Annotated in this window: 14 protein-coding genes; 1 reads left to right on the top strand and 13 read right to left on the bottom strand. The window is 45.0% G+C overall.

Features of this window, described 5'->3' with window-relative positions; genetic code table 11:
• From AAE02nite_RS19985 to dinB, 5 genes are all read right to left on the bottom strand, one after another.
• The coding region (locus AAE02nite_RS19985; protein WP_174761980.1) for a restriction endonuclease subunit S at positions 1–356 on the bottom strand (356 nt) is incomplete at its 3' end.
• A gap of 1 nt (position 357) precedes the next feature.
• A complete protein-coding gene (locus tag AAE02nite_RS19980; RefSeq protein WP_146902046.1) occupies positions 358–3,135 on the bottom strand; it encodes a type I restriction endonuclease subunit R in 2,778 nt (925 codons plus the stop codon).
• Positions 3,136–3,300: 165 nt separating this feature from the next.
• The gene (locus AAE02nite_RS19975) at positions 3,301–3,564 is read right to left on the bottom strand and encodes a superinfection immunity protein (RefSeq protein ID WP_146902043.1); all 264 of its coding nucleotides are present in this window, start codon (positions 3,562–3,564) and stop codon (positions 3,301–3,303) included.
• Positions 3,565–3,777: 213 nt separating this feature from the next.
• The gene (locus AAE02nite_RS19970; RefSeq protein WP_146902040.1) at positions 3,778–6,717 is read right to left on the bottom strand and encodes a DNA polymerase III subunit alpha; all 2,940 of its coding nucleotides are present in this window, start codon (positions 6,715–6,717) and stop codon (positions 3,778–3,780) included.
• A gap of 4 nt (positions 6,718–6,721) precedes the next feature.
• Positions 6,722–7,888: a DNA polymerase IV gene (gene dinB, locus AAE02nite_RS19965; protein ID WP_174761978.1), complete on the bottom strand. Its 1,167-nt coding sequence runs from the start codon at positions 7,886–7,888 to the stop codon at positions 6,722–6,724.
• Between the two features lie 151 nt (positions 7,889–8,039).
• On the opposite strand from dinB, the gene AAE02nite_RS19960 reads away from it, so the two are divergent.
• Positions 8,040–8,360, top strand: coding sequence for a helix-turn-helix domain-containing protein (locus AAE02nite_RS19960; protein WP_146902037.1), 321 nt, complete (start codon positions 8,040–8,042; stop codon positions 8,358–8,360).
• Between the two features lie 191 nt (positions 8,361–8,551).
• Here the strand turns inward: AAE02nite_RS19960 and AAE02nite_RS19955 are convergent, their stop codons facing one another.
• The 8 genes from AAE02nite_RS19955 to AAE02nite_RS19920 all read right to left on the bottom strand — a co-directional run bounded on the left by AAE02nite_RS19955 (position 8,552) and on the right by AAE02nite_RS19920 (position 22,219).
• Complete coding sequence (locus AAE02nite_RS19955) at positions 8,552–9,466, bottom strand: phytanoyl-CoA dioxygenase family protein (protein WP_146902034.1); 915 nt, start codon at positions 9,464–9,466, stop codon at positions 8,552–8,554.
• 1,104 nt (positions 9,467–10,570) lie between these two features.
• Positions 10,571–11,890 carry a sulfatase family protein gene (locus AAE02nite_RS19950; protein WP_246151195.1) on the bottom strand — a complete coding sequence of 440 codons (1,320 nt, stop codon included), beginning with the start codon at positions 11,888–11,890 and terminating at the stop codon, positions 10,571–10,573.
• Positions 11,891–12,062: 172 nt separating this feature from the next.
• Positions 12,063–13,478 carry an arylsulfatase B gene (locus AAE02nite_RS19945; RefSeq protein WP_146902031.1) on the bottom strand — a complete coding sequence of 472 codons (1,416 nt, stop codon included), beginning with the start codon at positions 13,476–13,478 and terminating at the stop codon, positions 12,063–12,065.
• Between the two features lie 255 nt (positions 13,479–13,733).
• Complete coding sequence (locus tag AAE02nite_RS19940) at positions 13,734–15,479, bottom strand: RagB/SusD family nutrient uptake outer membrane protein (protein ID WP_146902028.1); 1,746 nt, start codon at positions 15,477–15,479, stop codon at positions 13,734–13,736.
• A gap of 16 nt (positions 15,480–15,495) precedes the next feature.
• Entirely contained in the window at positions 15,496–18,948 is a 3,453-nt protein-coding gene (locus tag AAE02nite_RS19935) for a SusC/RagA family TonB-linked outer membrane protein (protein ID WP_170252653.1), read from the bottom strand.
• Between the two features lie 314 nt (positions 18,949–19,262).
• The gene (locus AAE02nite_RS19930; protein ID WP_146902022.1) at positions 19,263–20,252 is read right to left on the bottom strand and encodes a FecR family protein; all 990 of its coding nucleotides are present in this window, start codon (positions 20,250–20,252) and stop codon (positions 19,263–19,265) included.
• A gap of 362 nt (positions 20,253–20,614) precedes the next feature.
• Entirely contained in the window at positions 20,615–21,184 is a 570-nt protein-coding gene (locus AAE02nite_RS19925; protein ID WP_146902019.1) for an RNA polymerase sigma factor, read from the bottom strand.
• Positions 21,185–21,592: 408 nt separating this feature from the next.
• The gene (locus AAE02nite_RS19920; RefSeq protein ID WP_146902016.1) at positions 21,593–22,219 is read right to left on the bottom strand and encodes a DUF417 family protein; all 627 of its coding nucleotides are present in this window, start codon (positions 22,217–22,219) and stop codon (positions 21,593–21,595) included.
• Positions 22,220–22,234: the final 15 nt, after the last annotated feature.

Below are 22,234 nucleotides of genomic sequence, written 5' to 3'. Positions count from 1 at the left end.
AGACAAACTCCTTTGAAGTTTTTTACCCAAAGTAAATTTCCATCTTTAAAGTAAAATGGTTGGTCATCCTTGATAATATACGAAACTCCAATTGTACCAACAGCTGAGATAAGAATATCTCCTTTCTTAGGAATTTCAAATCTGCTTTTAATATCTTCATATTTATCATGTGAGATAAATAGTTCGATTGATAACTCCTTTCCTTCACTTAATTCTTTAACTTCCTTAGTTCTATAAAATGGAATGCCTGCATTTACATAGTCATTTTGGAAGATTCGTTTACTTGAAGTAACTTCTGCTATTTCCTTTAGCTTTTTCACTTCCCAATGCTCTGGAATGCTATTCTTATCAATCATTCTACGCCGCTAACTCCTCGTTTAATTCATTTATAATTTCATCGGTCTTATCGCCGAACAACTGCCACATTTTACCCAAACCACCGTGGGCATTAAAAGGGCTTAAATCAAAATCGTCGCGTTCCAGCCGGAAGCTGTTAGCTACGTAGTCTTTTATCATCCGGAGCCATTGCATCTGGGTTTCGGTAAACTTGAGCGTACCGGCTTGCTTTTTAAATACCCACTCCTGGAAATTGCGGTCCACGGTTTTGTCGTAGGCAGTCAGGGTTTCGTCGAGGCCACTTACTTTCCGGATGAGCGCCACCAGGGCCATGAGTTCGTTTTTGGGCTGGCCGTTTACTTTTTCCAGTTGCTCGTAAGCCCGCCAGATGTTTAAAGGGGCTAAGTTAGGTCGGGCGGCTTTAATGGTTTCCACCAAATCCTTCATCATTTTGTAAGTGAGTTCCCGGCGGCCGTAAGGCTGCCCGTAAAATAGCTGCAAAGCCGTAATTTCGGTTTGGTGCGTTTCTATCCAGCTCCGGAAATCCTGCACCAGGTTTTCAGCCTCGGCTTTGTTGTCTTTTACCCAGCCAATATTTACCAGCTCATCAGGGTTTATGTGGTCGATTACCTGGTCGTACTTTTTGCGGATATCAATCACATAATTCCGGAGGTCGTAATCGTTAAATATGGCCGTGGCCTGCTCAATAATTTGCTCGTGTTGTTCCTTTACCTGGGCTTCTATAACATCGGGGGCTGCACCGGGGTTTTGCCCCTGAACCTGTAGCTTGGTGTTTTCCAGCGTGTCCGGGTCGTAGGCGTGCAGCAATTGCTTTACCACCTGGTTAATGGTGAGGCCGCCGGCTTTTTCGGCAAAAGCTATTTTCTCTTTTTCGTTTATCTGCTTATTGAGCCGAATGAGACGGTTGGCCAGCGTGGTGAGCATGTCTTCGTCTTTGTTGCCCATGGCAATGCCTTCGAGTACTTCTTTCAGCGAGAGGCCCGGTTTTTTCTCCAGCGGACGACTGTCGGTTTTCCGGCTTTTCTCTACGCCAATGGCATCAATAATCACAAAATGGTCTTTGGTGAACTTGGCGGCCGGGGTACCGGTGGCTTTGAGTTCTTCTAAACTACAGGTGCGGGTGCCGCGGCCTTTCATTTGCTCGTAATAGCTGCGGCTTTTTACGTCGCGCATAAACAGCAATACTTCCAGCGGCCTTATGTCGGTGCCGGTGGCAATCATATCCACGGTAACGGCCACGCGCGGGTAATAGCTGTTGCGGAACTGTTGTAACACGCCTTTGGGGTCTTCGGTCCGGTAAGTTATCTTCTTGCAGAACTTGTTTTCTTCGGCAAATTCTTCCCGCACAATATTGATAATGTCGTCGGCATGGCTGTCGCTTTTGGCAAAGATGAGCATTTTGGGTACTTCAAACTTGCCGTCAGGTCCAAGCCGGTCGGGGAACATTGCCGGTAAATTATCTTTCACGGCTTTAGCAATGAGCCGGATTTGGTTCGGATTTACTACTTTCTCGTCGAGCTGCTGGGCCCGGTATTCTACTTCTTCGTCCAGAGTATTCCAGAATTGTTTGCGGGTGAGTTTTTCGCGGGTACCCACGTATTCGCCTAAATCTATTTTGGCGCCCTGTAAGGTTATTTTAGTGACAATCTCGAACACGTTGTAAGGCACCAGTACGCCGTCTTCCACCGCTTTCTGGTAGCCGTAATCGCAAACCAGGTTCTGGTTAAAATAGCCGAAGGTGCGGTTATCGGGCGTAGCGGTTAAGCCAATCTGGAAGGCATCGAAATAATCGAGCACCTGTTTCCAGAGGTTGTAAATGCTGCGGTGGCATTCGTCAATCACCACGAAGTCGAAAAACTCCATGGGTATTTTTTCATTGTACACCACCGGCAACGGTTCTTTTGGTTGCCACTTCCCTTCGTTCGGGTTTTCTTCTTCGTCGCGTTCATCGAGCGGTGTGCCTTTTAAAATAGAATACAGGCGTTGGATGGTGCTGATGTATACTTCGCTGTCGGTGGGCACAAAGGCACTGTTCAGGCGGGTAACGCCATAGAGTTCCGGGAAGAGCCGGTTATCGTCCTGTGGTTCGTAGCGTTTAAATTCCTGCTCGGCCTGTTCGCCTAAGTTTTTGGTATCGACCAGGAATAAAATGCGCTTGGCTTTAGCAAATTTAAGCAGCCGGTAAATAAAGGTAATGGCCGTAAACGTTTTACCGGAACCCGTGGCCATTTGAATGAGCGCCTTGGGCCGGTTTTCCCGGAAAGATTTCTCCAGGTTAGTAATAGCTTGTATTTGGCAGTCGCGTAAACCTTCGGTAGGCAATTCCAAAATATCATTGAACCGGCCGCGTAAGGTTTTTGCTTCCTTCACCCATTTCTGAAAAGTTTCAGGACGATGGAAAGTAAACACCGGCCGGGAACGCGGCTTGGGGTCGCGGTAATCGGTAAAGCGGGTTACTTCACCAGTACTTTCGTACACGAACCGCAAAGGACCATTGTTGATGTATTTGAGCTTCGCCGTGGCATAATCTACGGATTGGTCTTCGTGTACCGTCAGCTTAACACCTTCTTCCTCGCGTTTGGCTTCAATAATGCCAACCGGCTTCTTATCCAAGAACAACACGTAATCTGCCGGACCCACATCGGTTTGATATTCCCGGATGGCAATGCCCGTGCCGGCGCTTAAATTTACCTTCTTTTTATCCTGTATAATCCAGCCGGAAGCAGTAAGTAATTTATCTATTTCGTCGCGGGCTTTTTGTTCCGGATTTTGATTCATGAATAAAGCGGGCAGGGAATAAGTTTTAGAGTTATATCGCCAGCCTTAAATATAGAGACTTTTATTGATTGACAGGTTAAAGAAATGGACGAAGGTTAAAACCTATAAAAAAATACCTAAAAATAGGTATAGAAGCAGGTATTTTACTGGCCTAATATTCCCATCTTATAAATTGTTTTTCTTTTCCTGTTCATACCTCCAGCGGTAATATGCTTCATCGTCGCTCAGGTCTTTTGTGGGTTTAATGGGAGCGGCAGGGGTATAATCGTTTGTTAAAGCCCAAACTAAAGCAACTACCCACCCAATTATTGACCATCCTAAAAATAGATTAAGAGCGAAAATAGCCACGATGTTTCGCTTGTGCCACCCAAGAATAGTAGGTACAAAATATATTATACCTATCATCAAGAAGAATAAAGCTACCTCCATATATTTAGTTTTTAGTTCAGGATAAATCTAATAAAAAATTTAACAAAACAACTAACACTAATATATACATTAAATATTGTATTTGAAATATTAAGTATAATATCCTACCTGGCGCGCGTTCATCGAAGTGTAACGCATGCCCAAGTGAGAACAAAAATTATAGCCTTTAAATACTGCTTTTATCCAGCATAGAAATTTAGTCTATGTCAGATTTTAATACCTTGGGTCTTTCCTAAAAGGCAGCTTGGCCAGTTTCTCCACTTCCATGCTCGGGAAGCCGAATTCTTCTACAATTTTGCCGTAGAGCAAATACACGCCGTTGCCTTTAAAGGGCCAGTATTTTAACGATTGCGGAAAATGCACCGTATCGAAAAAATCGCCGGCTACATCCAGGAAGGTACCAAACTGCATAATTTCGCCTTTAACCGTGCGCACGTATTTGGTGGTTACCAGCACGCCCATCATGCGTACTTTCTGGCCCAGGTACCGGCCCATTTCTTTAGTTTTCACGTCGCCGCGGGCAGTGGTAATAAGTAAATCGAAGTAAGAATGGGTAACCGGGAAGCCTAGCAGTTCCATTTCGTCGTAGGCATCTTCTACGGCGGTGTGGCACAGGGTGGGCAAGGTAAATTGTTTGGCCGGTTCCCGGAACAAGGCCGGTGCCCCGTGGGTATTTACTTTGTGGCCCAGCAAAAAATGGGCTTCCCAGAGCAGCTTTTTTTTGTCGTGGCCGGTAAAGCGCAGCGCCTGCACCCGGATTAAAATTAAAAGCGGTTCTAAGGTGAGCCCCGTCCGCTGAATAAAATCTTCGAGGCTGATGTAAAGGCCGTTTTGTTCGCGCTCCGTTACAATACTATGGGCTAGCTTCTGCTCCAGGTTTTGCACGTGAATAAAGCCCAGGTAAATATCCCGGCCGATAATGGTAGTAGTCAGCCGGCTGTGGTTGAGGCAGGGCAAATGAATAACGCCCCCCGCTTTTTGCGCCTGCTGCACGTAAATCCAGGTTTTGTAAAAGCCACCGAAGTTGTTGATAACGGCTACCATAAACTCCAGTGGATAGTAGGTTTTGAGGTACAAACTCTGGTAACTTTCTACGGCAAACGAAGCCGAATGGGCTTTAGAGAAAGAGTAACCCCCAAAAGATTCTACTTGCCGCCAGACTTCTTGCGTGAGGGTTTCGGGATAGCCTTTGGCGCGGCAGTTCTCGAAAAACTTATCTACTAGCTTCTGAAATTCTTTTTTTGAGCGGTACTTGCCGCTCATGGCCCGGCGAAGCACATCGGCATCCGATAAATCCAGCCCGGCAAAGTGGTGGCATACTTTAATTACGTCTTCCTGGTACACCATTACGCCGTAGGTTTCTTTTAGCTGCTCTTCCATAACCGGGTGCAGGTATTCTATTTTATCGGGCGCGTGAAACCGCTGAATATAGGCCCGCATCATGCCCGACTGCGCCACGCCCGGCCGGATAATAGAGCTGGCCGCCACCAGGCTCAAATAATTATCGCAATGCAGCTTTTTGAGCAAACCCCGCATGGCCGGACTCTCGATGTAAAAACAGCCAATGGTATCGCCGGATTTGAGTTGTGCTTTTACTTTTTCGTCTTTCTTAAACCGCTCTACCTCGTGGGCATCTACTTTTATTTTCTGGTTATGCCATACCAGGTGCACCGTTTCTTTGATGTGCCCAATGCCGCGCTGGCTCAAAATATCCAGCTTTTCGAAACCAATATTTTCGGCGGTGTACATGTCCCATTGGCTCGTTGGGAAACCTTTGGGCGGCATATCCAGGGCGGTGTAGTTGGTAATGGGTTCTTCCGAAATTAATACCCCGCCGGCGTGGATGGAGCGCACGTTCGGAAAATCCGTCAGCATCTGGCTGTAGTGTAATATTTGTTTGGTGAGGTGGTCGGCGTGGCTGGCGGTATGCGGGTTGGTAACCAGGGCATCCAATTCGGTTTTGGGCAAGCCGTACACTTTGCCCAGTTCGCGCAAAATAGAGTTTTGCTGAAAAGTGCTCATGGCGCCCAGCAGGGCGGTATAATTTCTGCCGTAGCGTTTAAAAATATAATCCAACACCTCGTCGCGCTCGTCCCAGCTAAAGTCAATGTCAAAATCGGGCGGACTGGTGCGTTTGGGGTTTAGGAACCGCTCGAAATACAAATCCAGCTCAATCGGATCTACATCGGTTAAGCCCAGGCAATAGGCCACCACGCTGTTGGCGCCGCTACCCCGCCCCACGTGGTAAAAATTGCGTTTGCGGGCGTAACTGATTACGTCTTCGGTAATTAGAAAATACGAGGCAAAACCTAATTTATCGATAATGGCTAATTCTTTTTCTACCCGTTGTTGGGCTACTTTGTTGGGCAGGCCGTAGCGTTTTTGTAAGCCATCGCGGGCTAATTTTTCGAGTAATAATTTATCGTCGTAAGCGGTGTTGGTAAAGTTGATTTTGTTTTTACGGGTATTAAAATCAAAAGTAAAAGCGGCTTGCGTTACTAATTTTTCGCTGTTGCGGATGAGTTCCGGAAAGCGGGCGTATTGCGCCAGCAGTTGCGCCGCGGGTATAAAACAAGCACTTTCGGTGAGGCCGTGGGCGGGGGTTAGCTGGCTGAGCAAAATATTATTATCGATGGCGCGTAAGTGCCGGTGCAGGGCATAGCCTTCTGCGTTTTTACAGGTAAACAGCGGGTGCATCAAAAGCTTCTCGCCCTGCTGCCGCAAATCCGAAAACAATAATTTATTTAGGTCGGTGGGGGCAACGCCAATAAATTCGTTTTCGCGTAGCTTTAAAATATGGCCGGCGGCAAACGGGTAAATAATTAGCGCGTACGCAAAAGCCGGCGGCGCATCGGGTAAAGGTTTATGGATTAATAAATGATCGCTTAAAAAACTGTTCAGTTCCTGGAAACCCTTTTGGTTTTGGGCCAGGCCGGTATACAGCAATTGGTTGTCGCGCCGGAACTGGATACCTACCAGCGGTTGAATATTTTGCTCCAAACACGCCTTCATAAAAGGAAATACCCCGGACGTGTTATTAATATCGGTTAAGGCCAGGGCTTTGTAACCTTGCGCCACTGCTTCCGCCGCCAAATCTTCTACCGAGAGCGTCCCAAACCGCAAACTATAATACGAGTGTCCGAAGGCCAGCATATTTTTAAGCTAAGCCCGACTTTAAACCCACGGCTCTTTTCACGGCATCGTCGCCATAACGGTGCCGGATTTTGTCCATGGCCTGGTAGAGGTTGGCCATTTCGGCGGTGTCTTCAAATAAATCTATCTGCTGAAAGCCTTGCACCAGATTACTCAGGCGTACGCCCAGCATCCGGATAAGCATGCGGCGGTTGTATAATTTCCCGAACAGCTCTTTTGCTTTCCGGATTAAAATATGGTCGGCGGCGTTGTACGGAATAGAGAGTTGCTGGGTGTGCGTATCGAAGTTGGCGTACCGTATTTTTACCGTAATGCAGCCCGTAAGTTTGCCTTGTTTGCGCAGCTCAAACGCCAGGCCTTCGGTCATGGATACGAGCAGGTTGTTTAGTTTTACTAGGTCGGTGGTATCGGCGTGAAAGGTTTGCTCGGTGCTGATGGATTTCTGCTCGGCGTAGGGAATAACGGGGGCACTGTCGATGCCGTTGGCTTTTTCCCAGATGTGCACGCCTTCTTTGCCCAGTACTTTCTGCATCATTTCCACCGGAATCATGGTTAACACCTCAATGGTTGGGATGCCCATGTTGCGCAAAAGCTGGTAATTTTTCTGTCCCACGCCCGGTATTTTCCGGATAGATAAAGGCGCCAGAAAGGGCTTTACTTCGGCCTGACACACCTGTATTTCGCCGTTGGGTTTGGCTTGCCCGGTCGCAATTTTAGAAACCGTTTTGTTCACGGATAAGCCAAATGATACGGGCAAGCCGGTTTCTTTAATGATGTTTTGGCGCAGTTCTTTCGTCCATTGCCAGGTACCGAAGAATTTATCCATCCCGCTCACATCCAGGTAATGCTCATCAATGGAGGCTTTTTCGTAAACCGGCGCGTGGGCCGCAATTACTTCCGTTACGTCCCGCGAATATTTGCTGTAAGCCTCCATGTCGCCGCGCATTACCAGGGCTTCGCTGCACAACTGGCGGGCCATTTTCATAGGCATGCCGGCGTGTACGCCGTAAAAGCGGGTTTCGTAACTGCAACTGGCTACTACGCCTCTATCGGAGCTGCCACCAATAATAATGGGTTTACCCTGAAGCTGGGAATTGCGCAGGCGCTCTACGGAAACAAAAAACGTGTCTAAATCCAGATGGGCAATGGTACGGTTTTCGGTCAACAGCATAGGCACGAGCGATTTAAACAGCTTACATAAATGCTTTTTAGCAAAATGATTAGTTTTTAAGCAAATATTTATAGCAAAATGTACGGAAATTAATATATAAACAGTCTATATTTGGCTAATTATTTTAGCAATTACTAAATTAGTTGGGGAGATGTTTCTGAAATCAAATCTGAAGTGGCTGCGCAAACGGAAGAAACGGACGCAGGAAGAGGTAGCTTTTGCGCTGGCATTGAAACGATCGACGTACAGTGGCTACGAAAATGGGGTGGGCGAACCCGGATTGGAAAAGTTATTGGAAATAGCGCGGTATTTTGGAATAAGCCTGGATGGATTGGTAATGACTAATCTGAGCCTCCTCACCGAATTCCAGTTTCAGCAATTATTGGCGAAGGAGGTTTTGTCCGGACAGAAGAAAGATCCGGAAAATGTAATTATGCAGTTATCGAAGCAATATGTACAGCCACCGTCTTAACCGCTTAAAAGTTAACTGCTGCCTGCCACTATTTAAGCTTTATTATAACCTGGACCGTACAAAGGTGATGGCGGTTATCAATACCTCGGAACTTTCCCCGCTGTTGCAAGCATATTACTCGCGCTTACATTATTCAATTTATCCGGATACGAGCTACAAGCTTGCAACAGCGGGGAGATAGCTTAAATGAATTACCAGTTCCAGTTAGGCGGTGTTAATAAAGGAAAAAATTGCCCTTCCATTTTATGACCTTTGGTTATAACGGGTACGCCCTCTAAAAGTGTACTATCGGTGTTGGAGGTGGTGCCATCGGCAAAAACATTCAGCACAAAAGCCCGGCGGGGCCGCTCCGATCTATTTTCGTAGGAGCCGTGTACGAGTAAAGGATGGTGAAACGCGCCATATCCTTTCTTCATTTCGATAGGAACGGGCTTAAATTCTTCTTTTTGTTCCGGCGTTAAATAGGCCATTAAGCCTTCCATGTCGCCGGCCAGTTCGGGTTTGTCTAACAATCCCCACTGGTGGCTGCGCGGTACGTAATACATGCAGCCATTGTCTACGGTGGCATCGTCGAGGCCGGTCCAGCAGGTGAGGTGCTGCATGGGAATGGTGCGGGTCCAGTAAGAATAATCCTGGTGCCAGGCTACCACACCGCCGTGTTTGGCGGGTTTATAAAAAAGCTGGTCGTGCCAGAAACGCACCGGCTGGTTACCCAATAGCTGGCTGGCGGCCATTACAAAAGCCGGGTTCCAGAGCACATCGTGAAAACCGGGTGTCAGCCGCCACGCCCCCAGCGCATGAAACAGTACGGCATTGGGGTCGGTAGATTCATTCGAATGAAATTCGTAAAATAAATCGTTATCCGGATGGTGCGGATCGAGGATGGCAGCCAGTTCTTCGTTTAAAGCCGTTACCTGCCATTCCTCCATTAATTTAATATTACTTAAATAGCCCTCCTGTTTAAAAAAAGTAATCTGCGCATCCGTTAATTTATAGGTTTCCCATTCGGCAGGGGTGGTGGGGTACCGAAACAAATCAGATACCAGTTGGTGTAGTTTCGATAAATCTCTTTCCGTAACAGTTGGGTGGTTGGCTGTGGTGAACATAGGCGTGGTGGTGGTTTAAGGGTTAAAAATTATTCATCCCGGATTATGTCAGGAACCGGCACTTCCGGGTTGGTATACATAATGCCTCATTTATAAGAGACTGTTTTGGTATCATGTCAGGCGTTTACCCGGGCAACCTTAAAAGCAGCATTTCTTAATTATCTAATGTATTTAGCTCGTTAATTTTTGCTTTTTCAGTTTATTAGGGTAAGTTCCTACTTTCCAAATTAAATAAAAACAACTTCTCAGGAAAATAAAATTTAAGCTGCTTCGGCTGTTAAACCTCAATATAATCTCAGACCTTGAACCGGTAGGAAAATATAAGCGCCGCAGGGGGCTGACTTTGGTGCCGCCAATGGCTAAGTTTAGCAAGATAGGAAATGATTTTGCTGCTTTTTACCTTTATGAAAAGTGCTTATACCAAATCACTTAAAGATGCTTCCATAAAAGGTCAAGAAACATCAGAATAAATATTTAACGAATCTAACTCCATTATTCTGAAAGAATCTTCTGTTTAGACCAGGCAGAAGATTCTTTCAGAATGACGGAGTATGGCGCGCGTAGAACGCTTTGCAGGCAAGCTATCAATGCTGCCCAAGGGAACGGTTGCGCTGTAATGACTCCCATTCTTGGTAATGATGAGGCGTTCCTGGTTTTTCTCAGGTAGCGCTATTTTCGGGTTTCTTCTGTACTGGAGCAGTACCACCAGAAAAGTTTAATCATTATTGTTTGATTCTAGAGATTCGTTCTATCATGAAGGATAGCAAAACGTCTTAAACATTTCTACACCTATTTAAACCCGGGAGGGTAGAAATTTAATGATTTCACCAGCATTCAGGTTTGCTTTGCGGCTCTTACCTTCCCCCACGCTGCATCTTACAGCGTTGGCTAAGGAAGTACTCCCGAATGGTACGCCCATACCGGACTGCAGCACATAGTTAGGCTTTGCCGGGTCTTTATAGACTTATAAATCATAGTTTTCTTTTAAAGTAAACGCACCTTTTTTCGTGAATGGCAAAGGCGCTTACCCCATTAATAACCGGTGCCCGGGCAGATATACCGGTTTAAGTATGTATGATATTTTTTTTGATGGATGAAGAACATTTATTTTTTAGCATCCATTTTAGCTGCAATAACTTTTTCGAAATTGTTGATTAGTTTTAGCTCTTGCGGTTTTAAGCTGTTTTTGCTAAGCGGCTGTAGTTCGTCCAGGTCTTTTTGCAGGTTATAAATCCGGCCATCGGCGTATAATTTAAAGTCTTTGTTGTGCACGTAGGTTTGGTGTTTAAACGTGCCCCATTTGGGGTTATAATCGCAGAAAACCCATTCCCGCTCTTTAGCCGGTTTGCCAAGAAGCTGCGGATAAAAACTGATGCCATCTAGTTGCAGCGTTTTGGCGGCGGTAGTATTTCCGGCTATTTCGGTTAAAGTCGGGAAAAAATCGGTAAAATCGACTAAGGCTTTGTTCTGGCTGCCCGGTTTTATTACGCCTGGCCAATTTACAATTAAGGGTACGTGCGTTCCGCGTTCGGTTGTCTGGCCTTTATTGCCCTGGTAAGTCCCGCCCCGAAACCGGGATTTTATTTTCGGACTGGTACCGTTATCGCCGGTAAAAATAATAATGGTTTCTTCACGTAATCCTAACTTATCTAATTTGGCCGTTAGTCTTCCAACCGTGTGGTCCATGTATTTAACCATATCCTTAAAATATTTCGGGTCGTCTTTTTTTGCTTTCGGGTCGAAGTTCTGGTAATCGTCGGAGAAAGGGGTAGGAGTGAAAGGGTCGTGGGTTAAGCACATGGGGTAATAAACCATAAACGGTTTTTCCTTATTCTCTTCCATGAAATTTTCAATATATTCCACAAACACATCTTCGCCGTATTTACCGGTATGGGTTTTATTAGTACGGTTATCAGAATATAACAAGGGGTCTTTGTACCGGGAGCCCACTTTATCTACCTGCCACACCTGAAAGGCATTGAAACCGGTATTTTCGGGACGCGAGCCTTTGCGCCCGCCCGCCAGTTCCCACTGTTTCTCGTAGCCGTAAAGCTGCCATTTGCCCGTAATAGCGGTTTGGTAGCCTTGTTTTTGGAGTTGCTGGGCAAATGTAGTTTCGGCGGGGTCTAGCAACCCGAAGCCGATGTAGTTGCGGTTGTTATATTTTCCGGTCATGAGTTGCACCCGCGAAGGCGTACAAAGCGGCGTTGAATAGCAGTTCTCGAATAACATGCCGGTAGCCGCCAGTTTATCTAAGTTAGGCGTTAATTTATCGTCGTTGCCATAACAGCCCAAAGTTTCGTAGCCTAAATCGTCGGCCATAATCAGGATAATATTGGGCTTGTCGCGGGCCAAAACCTGGAAACTAATATTTAGCAAAACGGTTAAGGCAAGACATACTTTAATAAAAGCAGAAAATTTCATTTTAATTTTATTATGATGACGATTGATGATTTATAGTTACAAATGCGGCCTGTTCTGGGGAAATAAATATTAACTATCTGCCTGATTAAAATATAATTACAGTTTTTATTCGCAGGCCAGGTTGCTGCTACCGTTATAATTTAGCCACAGCTTTTGTAAATTTTCTGCCAAACTATTTTTGGGAAGAAATTTGGTTTATATCCCAGTTTACCGGTGGTTGCCATCCTTTTGGTTGGCTAATGAGAGGATTAGGAATAACCAGCTTCTGAAACCCGGCCAAGGCATTTTTCATTTTTGAATATTCCTGCGGAAATGCTTTGGCAACATCAGTTGTCTCGGAAGGGTCTTTGCTTAAATCGAATAATTGGCCTGCGTTCAGTTTCCAGCGTTGCGATACAACGCCCTGCTTGCCCAAAAATAAATAGCGCTCGGGTAGCTTTTTCCCTTTTAAGCCGTTCAGCACATCGGTACCATCGGTTGCCGTAATATTTTTTGCTCCGGCTAGTTTACTTAAAGTGGGTAAAATATCCACGTAGCCCATTAATTCGGTTGCTTTTTTGCCGCCTTGTAGCTGGCCTTGCCAATATACCACCGACACGGCTCTGACGCCGCCTTCCCATTCGCTGCCCTTCATGCCTTTTAAAGGTAAATTGCTGCCGCCAAAAGTGGTAGAGCCGCCATTATCGCTTAAAAACCAAATAATAGTATTATCGGCAATGCCTTTAGCTTCTACGGCTTTCAGAATTTCGCCGAAAGCATCGTCCACACCGGTTACCATGGCCGCATAGGTTTGCCGCAAGGTATTTCCCTGGCCTTCTTGTATTTTATTTTCGCCATTTACTTTATTTTTCTCCCCTTCGTCGCCGGGCATTTTGTCGTGCGGCTTGCTGGCATCGTACCCGTTTTTTAATAAATCCTGTTGCCGGGCTTGCATAGGCGAGTGCGGTCCGTTAAAAGCGACATAAGCAAAAAAAGGCTCGGCAGCTGATGATTCCCGGATAAATTTAGCGGCTTCTTTGCCCACCAGTTCTACCGAATAGCCGGTTTCGGTAACCGGCGTAAAGTTGCGGTGCCAATCGTGGGCGCCGTACCGGTAATGGGTAAAATAATCGATAGAACCCGTGTAATGGCCGTAAAAAGAAGTAAAGCCCCGGTTTAAAGGGTGATATTTTTTATCGGACTGGCCTAAGTGCCATTTGCCAAAGATGGCGCGGTGTTTATAACCGGCCGTAGCTAGCACATCGGCCAGCGTTTTTTCTGCTGTTGGTAACCCGCCAACATGGTGGGGCCTGATTACCTGTTCGCGTAGCCCAAACCGGTCGGGGTATTTGCCGGTAAGTAAACCAATGCGGGTTGGGCTGCAAATAGGAGCCACATAAAACCGTTGCAGTTCAACGCCCCTGGCAGCAAATTTATCTAAGTTGGGCGTAATCATTTCGGGGTTATGGAATCCAACATCGTTCCAGCCCAAATCGTCGGCAATTACAATAATAATATTGGGCTTCTTGTTTTGGGCAAACGTATTTAGGGCCGCCAGTAATGCCACGAGCAGCAATAATTGTTGGGGTACTTTAATTGTTTTTTTCATTTTATTATTTCGGAAACCGGCTGATAATACCGGGGCTGTTTTGCTGGTATATATTATTATTTCCCGGCTCTAGTAAAAGTAACAATTTTCGACTGGCTAAAGGATAGCAAATTAATCCCTTTTATAACTTGTCTGCCGGAAAAATCTCATCGGTTAATCACCAGTAATATTCTTCGGGCAAACAGATTTAAATTGCTGAATTGAAAGTTAAATGGCCTATTTAAGCCATAGCTACTTACCTGGCTTTATTTAATATTAGTTTGGCCAACCCGGATTTTGTTTCAGGTTCGGATTTCTTTCGATTTCTACCTGCGGTATAGCCCAGTTATATAGGTGGTCGCCGAGGTAAGAGTAGGTATGCACATTGGTTTCCCACACCATGCGGGCACCATTGCCCGTAGCAAACACTTTTTCTTTTAGGGTTTTCCAGCGCATTTCATCAAAGAAATTAATGCCTTCGTTCGGGAATTCTCGCCGGCGTTCATTACGGATGCGCTCGCGCATATTAACCTGGGTATTTACATAAGTGGGCAGGGCGGCATTGGTGGTTTGCAAAGGGGCTACCCCGGCGCGGGCCCGTACCTGGTTAACCAGGTTCACGGCATCCTGGCTAAAACCTTGCTCGTTAATGGCCTCGGCCCACATTAATAAAACATCGGCATATCTTATAATAGGCATATCGGTCGGGGAGGCATCGCGGGTAAGTAATTCGGAGTTGCCTTCGTACACAAATTTACGGTGCAGGTAATTAAACCGGTTTACGGGTTCCGCATTCAGGTCTTGTACATTTAACGCATCGCTGCGGTAAGGCCAGCGCGAAGTTACGGTGGAGTTAACCGAACCAAAAACACCGTTGTAGGTGGAATAAGGCGTAATTACATTATGCGCCAAACGCGGGTCGCGGTTGGTGTACGCTTGTCTGATTCGTTGTTCGTTGCCAGTGGGTAAATAAAGGCTTATATCCAGGCCCCGGTTAACAGCTGCATTCCGTTCGGCGGTAGTTATGTTATTCCGTAAAAAGAAAACTTCCCTTTTTGCCGGAGCCATGGCGGTATAACCCGGAATTATTGCATCCCAGTTGAAAGGTGAGCCATCCACGTTTTCGTATAAATTAACCAGATTAGGCGATATGAGATAACGGGCAAAGCCAGAACCGAAAGAAGAACGGGAGCCGGCATACCATTGCGAAGAACTGCCGTAACCCGCCAACGACATATTCTGAATAGAAAAAATCATTTCGTCGGCTTGCTCATTGGCTTCTTTAAACAAAGCCCGGTAATCGTTAAATAGGGTATAACCGGCATCTTTTACTTTACTAAAATCGGCAGCAGCCAAAGCCCATTGCTGGGTATAAATATAAGCTTTGCCTCTTAGCGCGTAAGCCGCTCCTTTGGTAACGTGGCCGTAATTGGCATTGCCTTTTGCATATTTCAGGGGTAAATTTGGTTCGTTTATGGCATCGGTCAGGTCAGAAATAATAGCACTCCAAACTTCGGCTTCGGTAGAGCCGGGCTTGGTAGCTTCGGCATCGCTGAAAGGTTCTAAATAAATGGGCACGCCTTTCCATAGCTGGTTTAACCGGGAATAAAAGTAGGCGCGTAAAAATTTACTTTCGGCCATATACCGGCCTTTCTTTTCGGCGGAAGAAGGTGATTTTGGAATATTCAGGATAGCATCGTTGGCCCGTTGAATGCCTTCGTACAAACCCTGCCAGTTGTCGCGGAACATGGCGTGCGAGGGCGTAATGGTGGCCATCAACAAGGGTTCTGCATTCCGGTGCTGCCCTACAAAACTGTAAACATCCATCATGTAAACTTCGCGCCCGGCTACCGTAGATTCGTTTAACGCGGCATATACCCCGTTTACGCCTAAATCAGTCAGATTGTCGGTGGTCCACATGTTAGAAGACGCAATAGAATCGTAAGGCGAGGTATCGAGTAAATCTTTTTCGCAACCGGTAAAGAAAACGGCCGCTATGAGTAAACTATATATCTTTTTCATATAATCTCTATTTAATTTAGAAGGTAACATTAACGCCCAATGAATATTGCTTCATGGTAGGGTAGCCTACGGTGGGACCGGAGGTTGCCGGCGCAATTTCCGGATCAAGGCCGGGATATTTGGTGATGGTTAACAGGTTTTCGCCGGCAAAATAGATGCGGGCCCGGCTTAGCAGCGCTTTTTGTACAATGTTGTCCGGCAAGGTATAGCCAATTTGTAAACTCTTCAGCTTTACATACGACGCATTGTACAGGTTAAATGTGCTGGGCAAAGTATTTTGGGCATCGGTAACGGCTTTTAACCGGGGATATTTGCCGTTAATATTATTGCTGGGATTAGCGGGGTTGGTTTCGTCGTAATAATAATGGTCATCGGCAATGTGTTTTAAAACCCCGTCGCCGAGTTCTACAATTGAGTTATTGTACCGGCCGTTCCAGAAATATTTCATACCGGCACTACCGGTCCAGAGCATAAACATATCCAGGCCTTTCCAGCTCAGGTTGCTTTGTAACCCGAAATTATAGCGGGGAGTAGCCGATGCGCCGGTAAACTGCAGGTCGTAGGTATTACCGTAAGAGCCATCGCCGTTTGCGTCGGCATAAATAAAATCACCGTAATAAATATTGCCTTTGCCAAGGGTATTGGCTGGTAAAAATTTATAGCCGGCCGCCAGCATCGCGTTTACCCATTCTAAATCTGCGGGAGTTCTGATCATGCCATCGCGCGGGCCGCCATTTATCGCAACAGTGCCATCGGTATTTTTGTAGGTGCCGTTGCCCTGATACAGGTTGTAGAGGTAATATTCATTAATCAGATGCCCTTCGGCAATGCGTTGGTTGCCACCAGTCGTTACATCGCCCAGGTTATTCGTATACACCCGGTTACCTGCTTCATCGGTGGTATAGCCTTCGGTGAATTTACCTTTGTACTTGGTCACGTTATTATAATTATAAGCGAAATTACCGGTAGCAGCATATTTAAACTGACCGGCCTGGCCCTGGTAACCTAAAGAAACTTCAATACCCCGGTTTACAACTTCAGCAATATTGCGGGTAGGCGCACTGGCTGTGCCCACGGTAATCGGAATATCGGGCCGGAATAAAATACCATCGGTAACTTTATTGTACCAATCGAGTTCGAAATTTATGGCGCCGCCTAGCAAGCCGCCTTCTAAACCAATATCGGTTAAAGTAGTGGTTTCCCATCTTAAGTTACGGTTGGCAATTCTGTTTTTGGCTAAAGCGGTAACGGCAATATTGTTAAACGAGTAATTCTGACTCGTATAGGTAGACTGGTACTCGTAATTACCGGAAGCATTGTTACCGGTTTTACCGTAAGAAGCACGTAGTTTTAAATTGCTAACGTAGTTATTAATGCCTTGCATAAAGCTTTCTTCCGAAATTCGCCAGCCCGCCGACATAGCCGGAAAGAAACCCCAGCGGGTTTCCCGGTCAAAGCGGGAAGAACCATCGTAGCGGAACACGCCTTCCAACAAGTACCGTTCGTTAAAAGCGTAATTTAAACGGCCAAACCAAGACCGGATGGCCCAATCGTTTTCTTCGCCGCCGGGAGCCAGCGGGGTGGTAGCTGAACCTAAGGTGGTAATAGTAGCATCTATCAGACCCCGGGCACCCGCATTAAAATTATAATTATTAAAATAGTTCTGGTTATAACCGGCCAAAACGCCAATTTCATGTTTTTCGGCCAGAGTGGTATTATAGTGTAAAATATTATCGAATATTAAATTGTAGTTTTTCCCGAATGCATAATTGGTAGTTAAGTTAGCGGGGGCTGCTTGCGGGGTTCTTAATATATTGGCCCCAAAGTCCCAGCGCTCAGTCGGGATGGAATGGGTGTTTAATTCGGTAAACCGGGTCTGGTAATTTACGCGGGTTTCAAATTTTAAGCCTTTGTAAATATCTGCATTGGCAAAGAAGGTTGTATTAAAATTGGAGGCCCGGTTCTTGCCGCCGGTATTGCGTAAAGTTTGCAGCGGATTATTCGTTAATACTTCTTCGGGCGTTTGCGCATAGCCATATTTGCCATCTAAATAAGGATATTGTCCCGGAACCGAAGCGTATAAAATATCAAAAGTACTGCCCCCGCCCATGCCAAAGGTTTCGGTAGAGGCAAAGGTGTTGGTGCCGATGCTTAAAAATTTACTCACCTTAGCTTGTAAGTTGGCCCGGAACTGGTACCTGATATTTTCCGAATTTTCCATAGTGCCGGGATTATTTAAATAGCCACCCGATAACAAAAAAGAAATATTTTCGCTGCCGCCATTTAAAGAAATATTGTGGTTTTGCAGGGTTTTGTTTTGAAAAATAACATCGGCCCAGTCGGTATTGGGGTAAGCAATATAATTGGGTACGCCTAAGTCGTTCGTGCCATTTGGGTTTTGTTTGGCGTTTGTCCAGGCATCGATGGTGCTTTGGTTATAGCCTTCGTTCAGGCCGAGGTTCCGGAACCCTTCGTTTACCAGCTGCATGTGCGTTATATAATCCGAAACCATTTTGGGCATATTTAAAGGCCTGGTTTGCGACAGAATGCCGTTGTAACTCAAGGTGGGTTTCGTTCCTTTTTTGCCTTTTTTGGTTGTAATTAAGATTACCCCATTGGCCGCCAGCGAACCGTAAATAGAAGCCGAAGCGGCATCTTTTAAAATAGAAATGCTTTCAATATCGTTCGGGTTTACGGCATCCATTCTGCCCTGAATGCCATCAATAATTACCAAAGCATCGTTATTATTTAAGGTACCTGTGCCGCGGATGCGGATGGTAGCGCCATCGGAACCCGGCCGGCCGGAACTTTGCTGCACCGAAACGCCGGGGCTTAAACCCGCTAACGCCGACGACACATTGGTTACCGGCCGGTTTTCGATGGCTTTGGCATCGATAGTAGCAACCGAACCGGTCAGGTTTACTTTCTTCTGCACACCATAACCCACCACCACTACTTCACTCAGGGCTTTACTGTCTGAAACTAAGGTAATATTCTGGGTAGCATTTGCCCCCGCAACCACTTCCTGGCTTTTAAAACCAATAAAGCTAAATATTAAAACCGCCGATTCGCCGGGTACCTCTATCTGGTAATTTCCCCCGGCATCGGTCGAGGTGCCCAGTGAAGTGCCCTTTACTACAATTACTACTCCGGGTAGCGGGTCGCCGTTTTCATCGGTAACTTTACCTTTAATTAGCTGGGCCAGATTTGTGGCTGATGTACTGGAGGCTTCGGCCGGCTCGGTAACTGTTTTATTTTGCCGGGCATTAACCAATATTCTGGTATCAATTTGTTTATAGGTAAACCCGTTGGGCGTGAGTAAATTATTTAGCAAATCTGCTACAGTGGTGCGGGTTTGCGCCAGGTTTAAATTTCTAATGTATTGTACATCTTCTTTCCGATACATAAACCGGAAGGGCGTTAGTTTTTCTATCTTTTGAAAAGCATCTACCAGGGTTTCGTTTTTCAAAGATATTTTAACCTCAACCGCGCCAATATTCTGATTTATGGAAGTGGCGTGAAGTGTTTGGCTGCTGCCTGCAAAAATTAAAACGAAGCTTACGACAAAACTCAAAACTTTCCTTAATCTGATTTTATAATAATGCCTACTGGCTAAAATCTGCCTGTTATTTTTTTGTAATAGTTTCTTCATTTTATTATTTTATTAATAATGGCTCTGCAAAAGAACATAAGTTGAGAATGTGCGCTACTTATAAAGGTTTACTTGAGACGTAGGTACTTTTTAGCGGTTTTCAGGCGGGCTTCTTTTCATTAGGCAATAATTTATTTAGGAGAAAAGGTAACTTGTTTGCGATCAAGGCTATAGGTGTAGGTGGCGTTGTTAAATTCGGCAACTCCTTTCAGGAAACTTTCCAGGCTTTCGGTTGCCCCTAGGGTAGAGGTAAAGCGCCTGTGTTTTAACTGCTCGTCAGAAATCAGAATATTTATACTATATCTTTCTTCTAGCAATTGGGCAGCGTTGGCAAGGGTAACATCATCAAAAAATAAGTCTTCGGCTTTCCAGGCAACAACTTTATTGGCATTAACTTGTGTTCTGCTGGCCTTTTTATTCTGTTGATTATAAGTTAATTGCTGATTAGGTATCAGGGTTGCCAGCGTGCGTTTCTGATTGCCAACGCTTACCTTTCCCCGGGTTACTGTTACCGAAATGCTTTTTTCCTGCGGCCAGGCCGTAATATTAAAGGCTGTTCCTAAAACCGTAGTTTTTACTTCGCCGGCGTGTACAATAAATGGTTTAGCCGGATTATGTTTTATATCAAAATAAGCCTGACCTACCAGGTATACTTCTCTTTTAAGATGGCCATCAAAAGTAGTGGGGTAATCGATTTTACTATGAGCTGATAATATGACAGTGCTGCCATCTGGCAACTGAACCAATTTATTAGGCATAACAGCTGCTTGTTTTACCGTAGTTAAACCATTTGGCTCAGCAGCATATTTATTTTTAATAATAAAAAAAGAAGCAAAAGCCATAAACACCACCGATGCAGCCACTGCCAATTTGGGCCACATTTTTCTACTTTCTTTCCGGAAAACGGCTGGTGGCAGGTAGGTTATTTGTGCATCAAGGTGGGCTTTAATCTCGGCTTCCAGTTTGTTTTCTTCTAATTCTGGTATTGTTTCGAGTACATCCGGCTCAAATTCAAATGCTTTATAATAGGACTGAATTAATTCTGTTTCGTCGGCCGAAGCATTTCCCAGGCGGTATCTTTCTAAAATGGCAAGAAATTGTTCTTTGTTTATTTCTTTCATAGAATACAATAATCTGGGCCTAATTATTAGCCTCTTTGCTGATACCTCTTAACAGAATAAGCTAATACCGTTCTAAACCAAGCAGGCTACAGGGGCAATAAAAAATTACGGCTATCCTTTTGGCCCGAAAAGCAAAAAGGAAGTCTGATTAAAATAATTGCAGGTTCTTTAGGGCTTGGTTTATTTACCGCTATAAGGTTTTGTTATTTATAAGACCGCTAAAAAGGAATTTAGCCCACGCAGTTAAAAAATATTTTTAATAATTTTTATAAAGGCAGGAAAAGCGGCTTAGTTTAAAAGAGTTAAGGCTGTGAGGGTTTAAAGGAGAGAAGGAAGATTTGCGAAACTGCTTAGAAAGTTTACTAGCTGTTAAGAAAGACCAGGCTAACAAAAATTAAGGTAGCTTTAAGCTTGGTTAATGCCCGTCCTAGCTGATTGCGGACAGTTTTGGAAGTAATATTAAGTTGGGAAGCAATATTGGCACTGGAAATATCTTCTTCGTAGCGCATTTTAAATATTTGCTGTTGCTGCGCAGGCATATTTGCTACCACTTTAGTATACGATTGTTGCAGCTCCTGATAGATAATTTCAGCATCGGCATTGTCTTTAATTTTACTTAAATTAGAAAGAAGCTCGGGAATGGGGGTATATTTTCTTTCTTTTTCCAGCCATTTTAATACGTTGTTCCGAACGGCAATGTAAAAGTAGCCGGTTAAATTCTCAATCAAACTGGGAGAATTGTTGACAGCCAAAAGTACCCAAAGTTGGGTAAATACATCTTGCGCAATATCTTTGGCCTGGTCAGAATTTTGCAGCCGTTTGTAAGCAGCTGCATATACATAACGCCAGTGTTTCCGGTACAAAGCATCAAAGGCCTGTCTATTTCCTTCCCTTACCTGAAGGAGCAATAAGCTATCTTCTGTTTCCCGCATACAATTTAATGAAGTGCTATGTAATATGGAATTCTTAAATATAAGGAAAAAGGTATAAACTATTATTGATATTGTAGTCTTTTATTTATATCCATATTTTGTATTAAAAAAATTATAATTAGGATGTGGCGTTACAAGGTAATTTAAATAAAAAGCTATAGAAAAAATTAAGAGGATTAACTACCTTAAAATACTGATGATGGATTATATGTGTGCATAAAATAACCGGCAGGTTATGGTTTAAACTTAGGAGTTTTTAATTTCTGCCTGCTGACTTAAAAGGGAATTTTAAGGCTCTTTCTGATCTCTTTTGCTCTTGATTTACTCGTGGAATAACCAATGTCAGGTAAAAACATTCTGGATGCTTTTACCTGACATCGGTAAATTAATGAAAGAATTACCTGGCGCTTAGTTGTGCACTTCAATATAAGTACGGGCATCTCTGTTTTTAATTACTGCTGCGCTTCTGGCTCTTTTTATTCTGCCGGCACAATCCGCCGCACAAATTAACCCCGCCGCCAGCATAATCACATCTTTTAACACCAGCCGGCCCGCGCCCGAGAGGTAAGGAAACCCGTGGTGCGGGGTAGGAAAGTCGCCGCCCAGGTTGGGTACATACACTTCGGGGGTAGTAATCAGGAAAGACAAGGTTACCAGCGACATGCCGAAGGTGAGCAAACCCCCGAGCAGGCCCGCTTTGGCCGACCAGATACCCGATAAAGTGAGCAGACCAATGAGAATGATGACCGTACCCAGGGCATAAGAATACAGGTAAGTGCCGTTTTGGTGGTGCCAGTCGATGTTTTTCTGCACGGTTTTACCTTCGGGGTTTTTATACTCCTGGTAGGCGGGGGCTTCCTGGGTGTAAAAAAAAGACATCACCGGGCTATTGGCCACAAAAGCCACAATGCCTTCAGCTTCGTAAGGGAAGGCTTTCAGGCCGCCAATCCAGGCCATTACTATAAATATTGAGATTCTGGCCAGGTTTAAAAACTGTTTCTGGCTGTCGGCTAATTTATTTATGAGGTTATCCATGTTTAATAAAAAATT

Origin of the sequence: Adhaeribacter aerolatus (assembly GCF_007991635.1) — a bacterium.
Lineage (GTDB): Bacteria > Bacteroidota > Bacteroidia > Cytophagales > Hymenobacteraceae > Adhaeribacter > Adhaeribacter aerolatus.
The sequence above is the reverse complement of the archived record's forward strand: the minus strand, read 5'-3'. Positions and strand labels throughout refer to the sequence as shown.

Bases quoted from the DNA above. Each gene is read 5' to 3' on its own strand.
- AAE02nite_RS19980 (WP_146902046.1), bottom strand. From the start codon at position 3,135: ATGAATCAAAATCCGGAACAAAAAGCCCGCGACGAAATAGATAAATTA.
- AAE02nite_RS19975 (WP_146902043.1), bottom strand. From the start codon at position 3,564: ATGGAGGTAGCTTTATTCTTCTTGATGATAGGTATAATATATTTTGTA.
- AAE02nite_RS19970 (WP_146902040.1), bottom strand. From the start codon at position 6,717: ATGCTGGCCTTCGGACACTCGTATTATAGTTTGCGGTTTGGGACGCTC.
- dinB (WP_174761978.1), bottom strand. From the start codon at position 7,888: ATGCTGTTGACCGAAAACCGTACCATTGCCCATCTGGATTTAGACACG.
- AAE02nite_RS19960 (WP_146902037.1), top strand. From the start codon at position 8,040: ATGTTTCTGAAATCAAATCTGAAGTGGCTGCGCAAACGGAAGAAACGG.
- AAE02nite_RS19955 (WP_146902034.1), bottom strand. From the start codon at position 9,466: ATGTTCACCACAGCCAACCACCCAACTGTTACGGAAAGAGATTTATCG.
- AAE02nite_RS19950 (WP_246151195.1), bottom strand. From the start codon at position 11,890: ATGAAATTTTCTGCTTTTATTAAAGTATGTCTTGCCTTAACCGTTTTG.
- AAE02nite_RS19945 (WP_146902031.1), bottom strand. From the start codon at position 13,478: ATGAAAAAAACAATTAAAGTACCCCAACAATTATTGCTGCTCGTGGCA.
- AAE02nite_RS19940 (WP_146902028.1), bottom strand. From the start codon at position 15,479: ATGAAAAAGATATATAGTTTACTCATAGCGGCCGTTTTCTTTACCGGT.
- AAE02nite_RS19930 (WP_146902022.1), bottom strand. From the start codon at position 20,252: ATGAAAGAAATAAACAAAGAACAATTTCTTGCCATTTTAGAAAGATAC.
- AAE02nite_RS19925 (WP_146902019.1), bottom strand. From the start codon at position 21,184: ATGCGGGAAACAGAAGATAGCTTATTGCTCCTTCAGGTAAGGGAAGGA.
- AAE02nite_RS19920 (WP_146902016.1), bottom strand. From the start codon at position 22,219: ATGGATAACCTCATAAATAAATTAGCCGACAGCCAGAAACAGTTTTTA.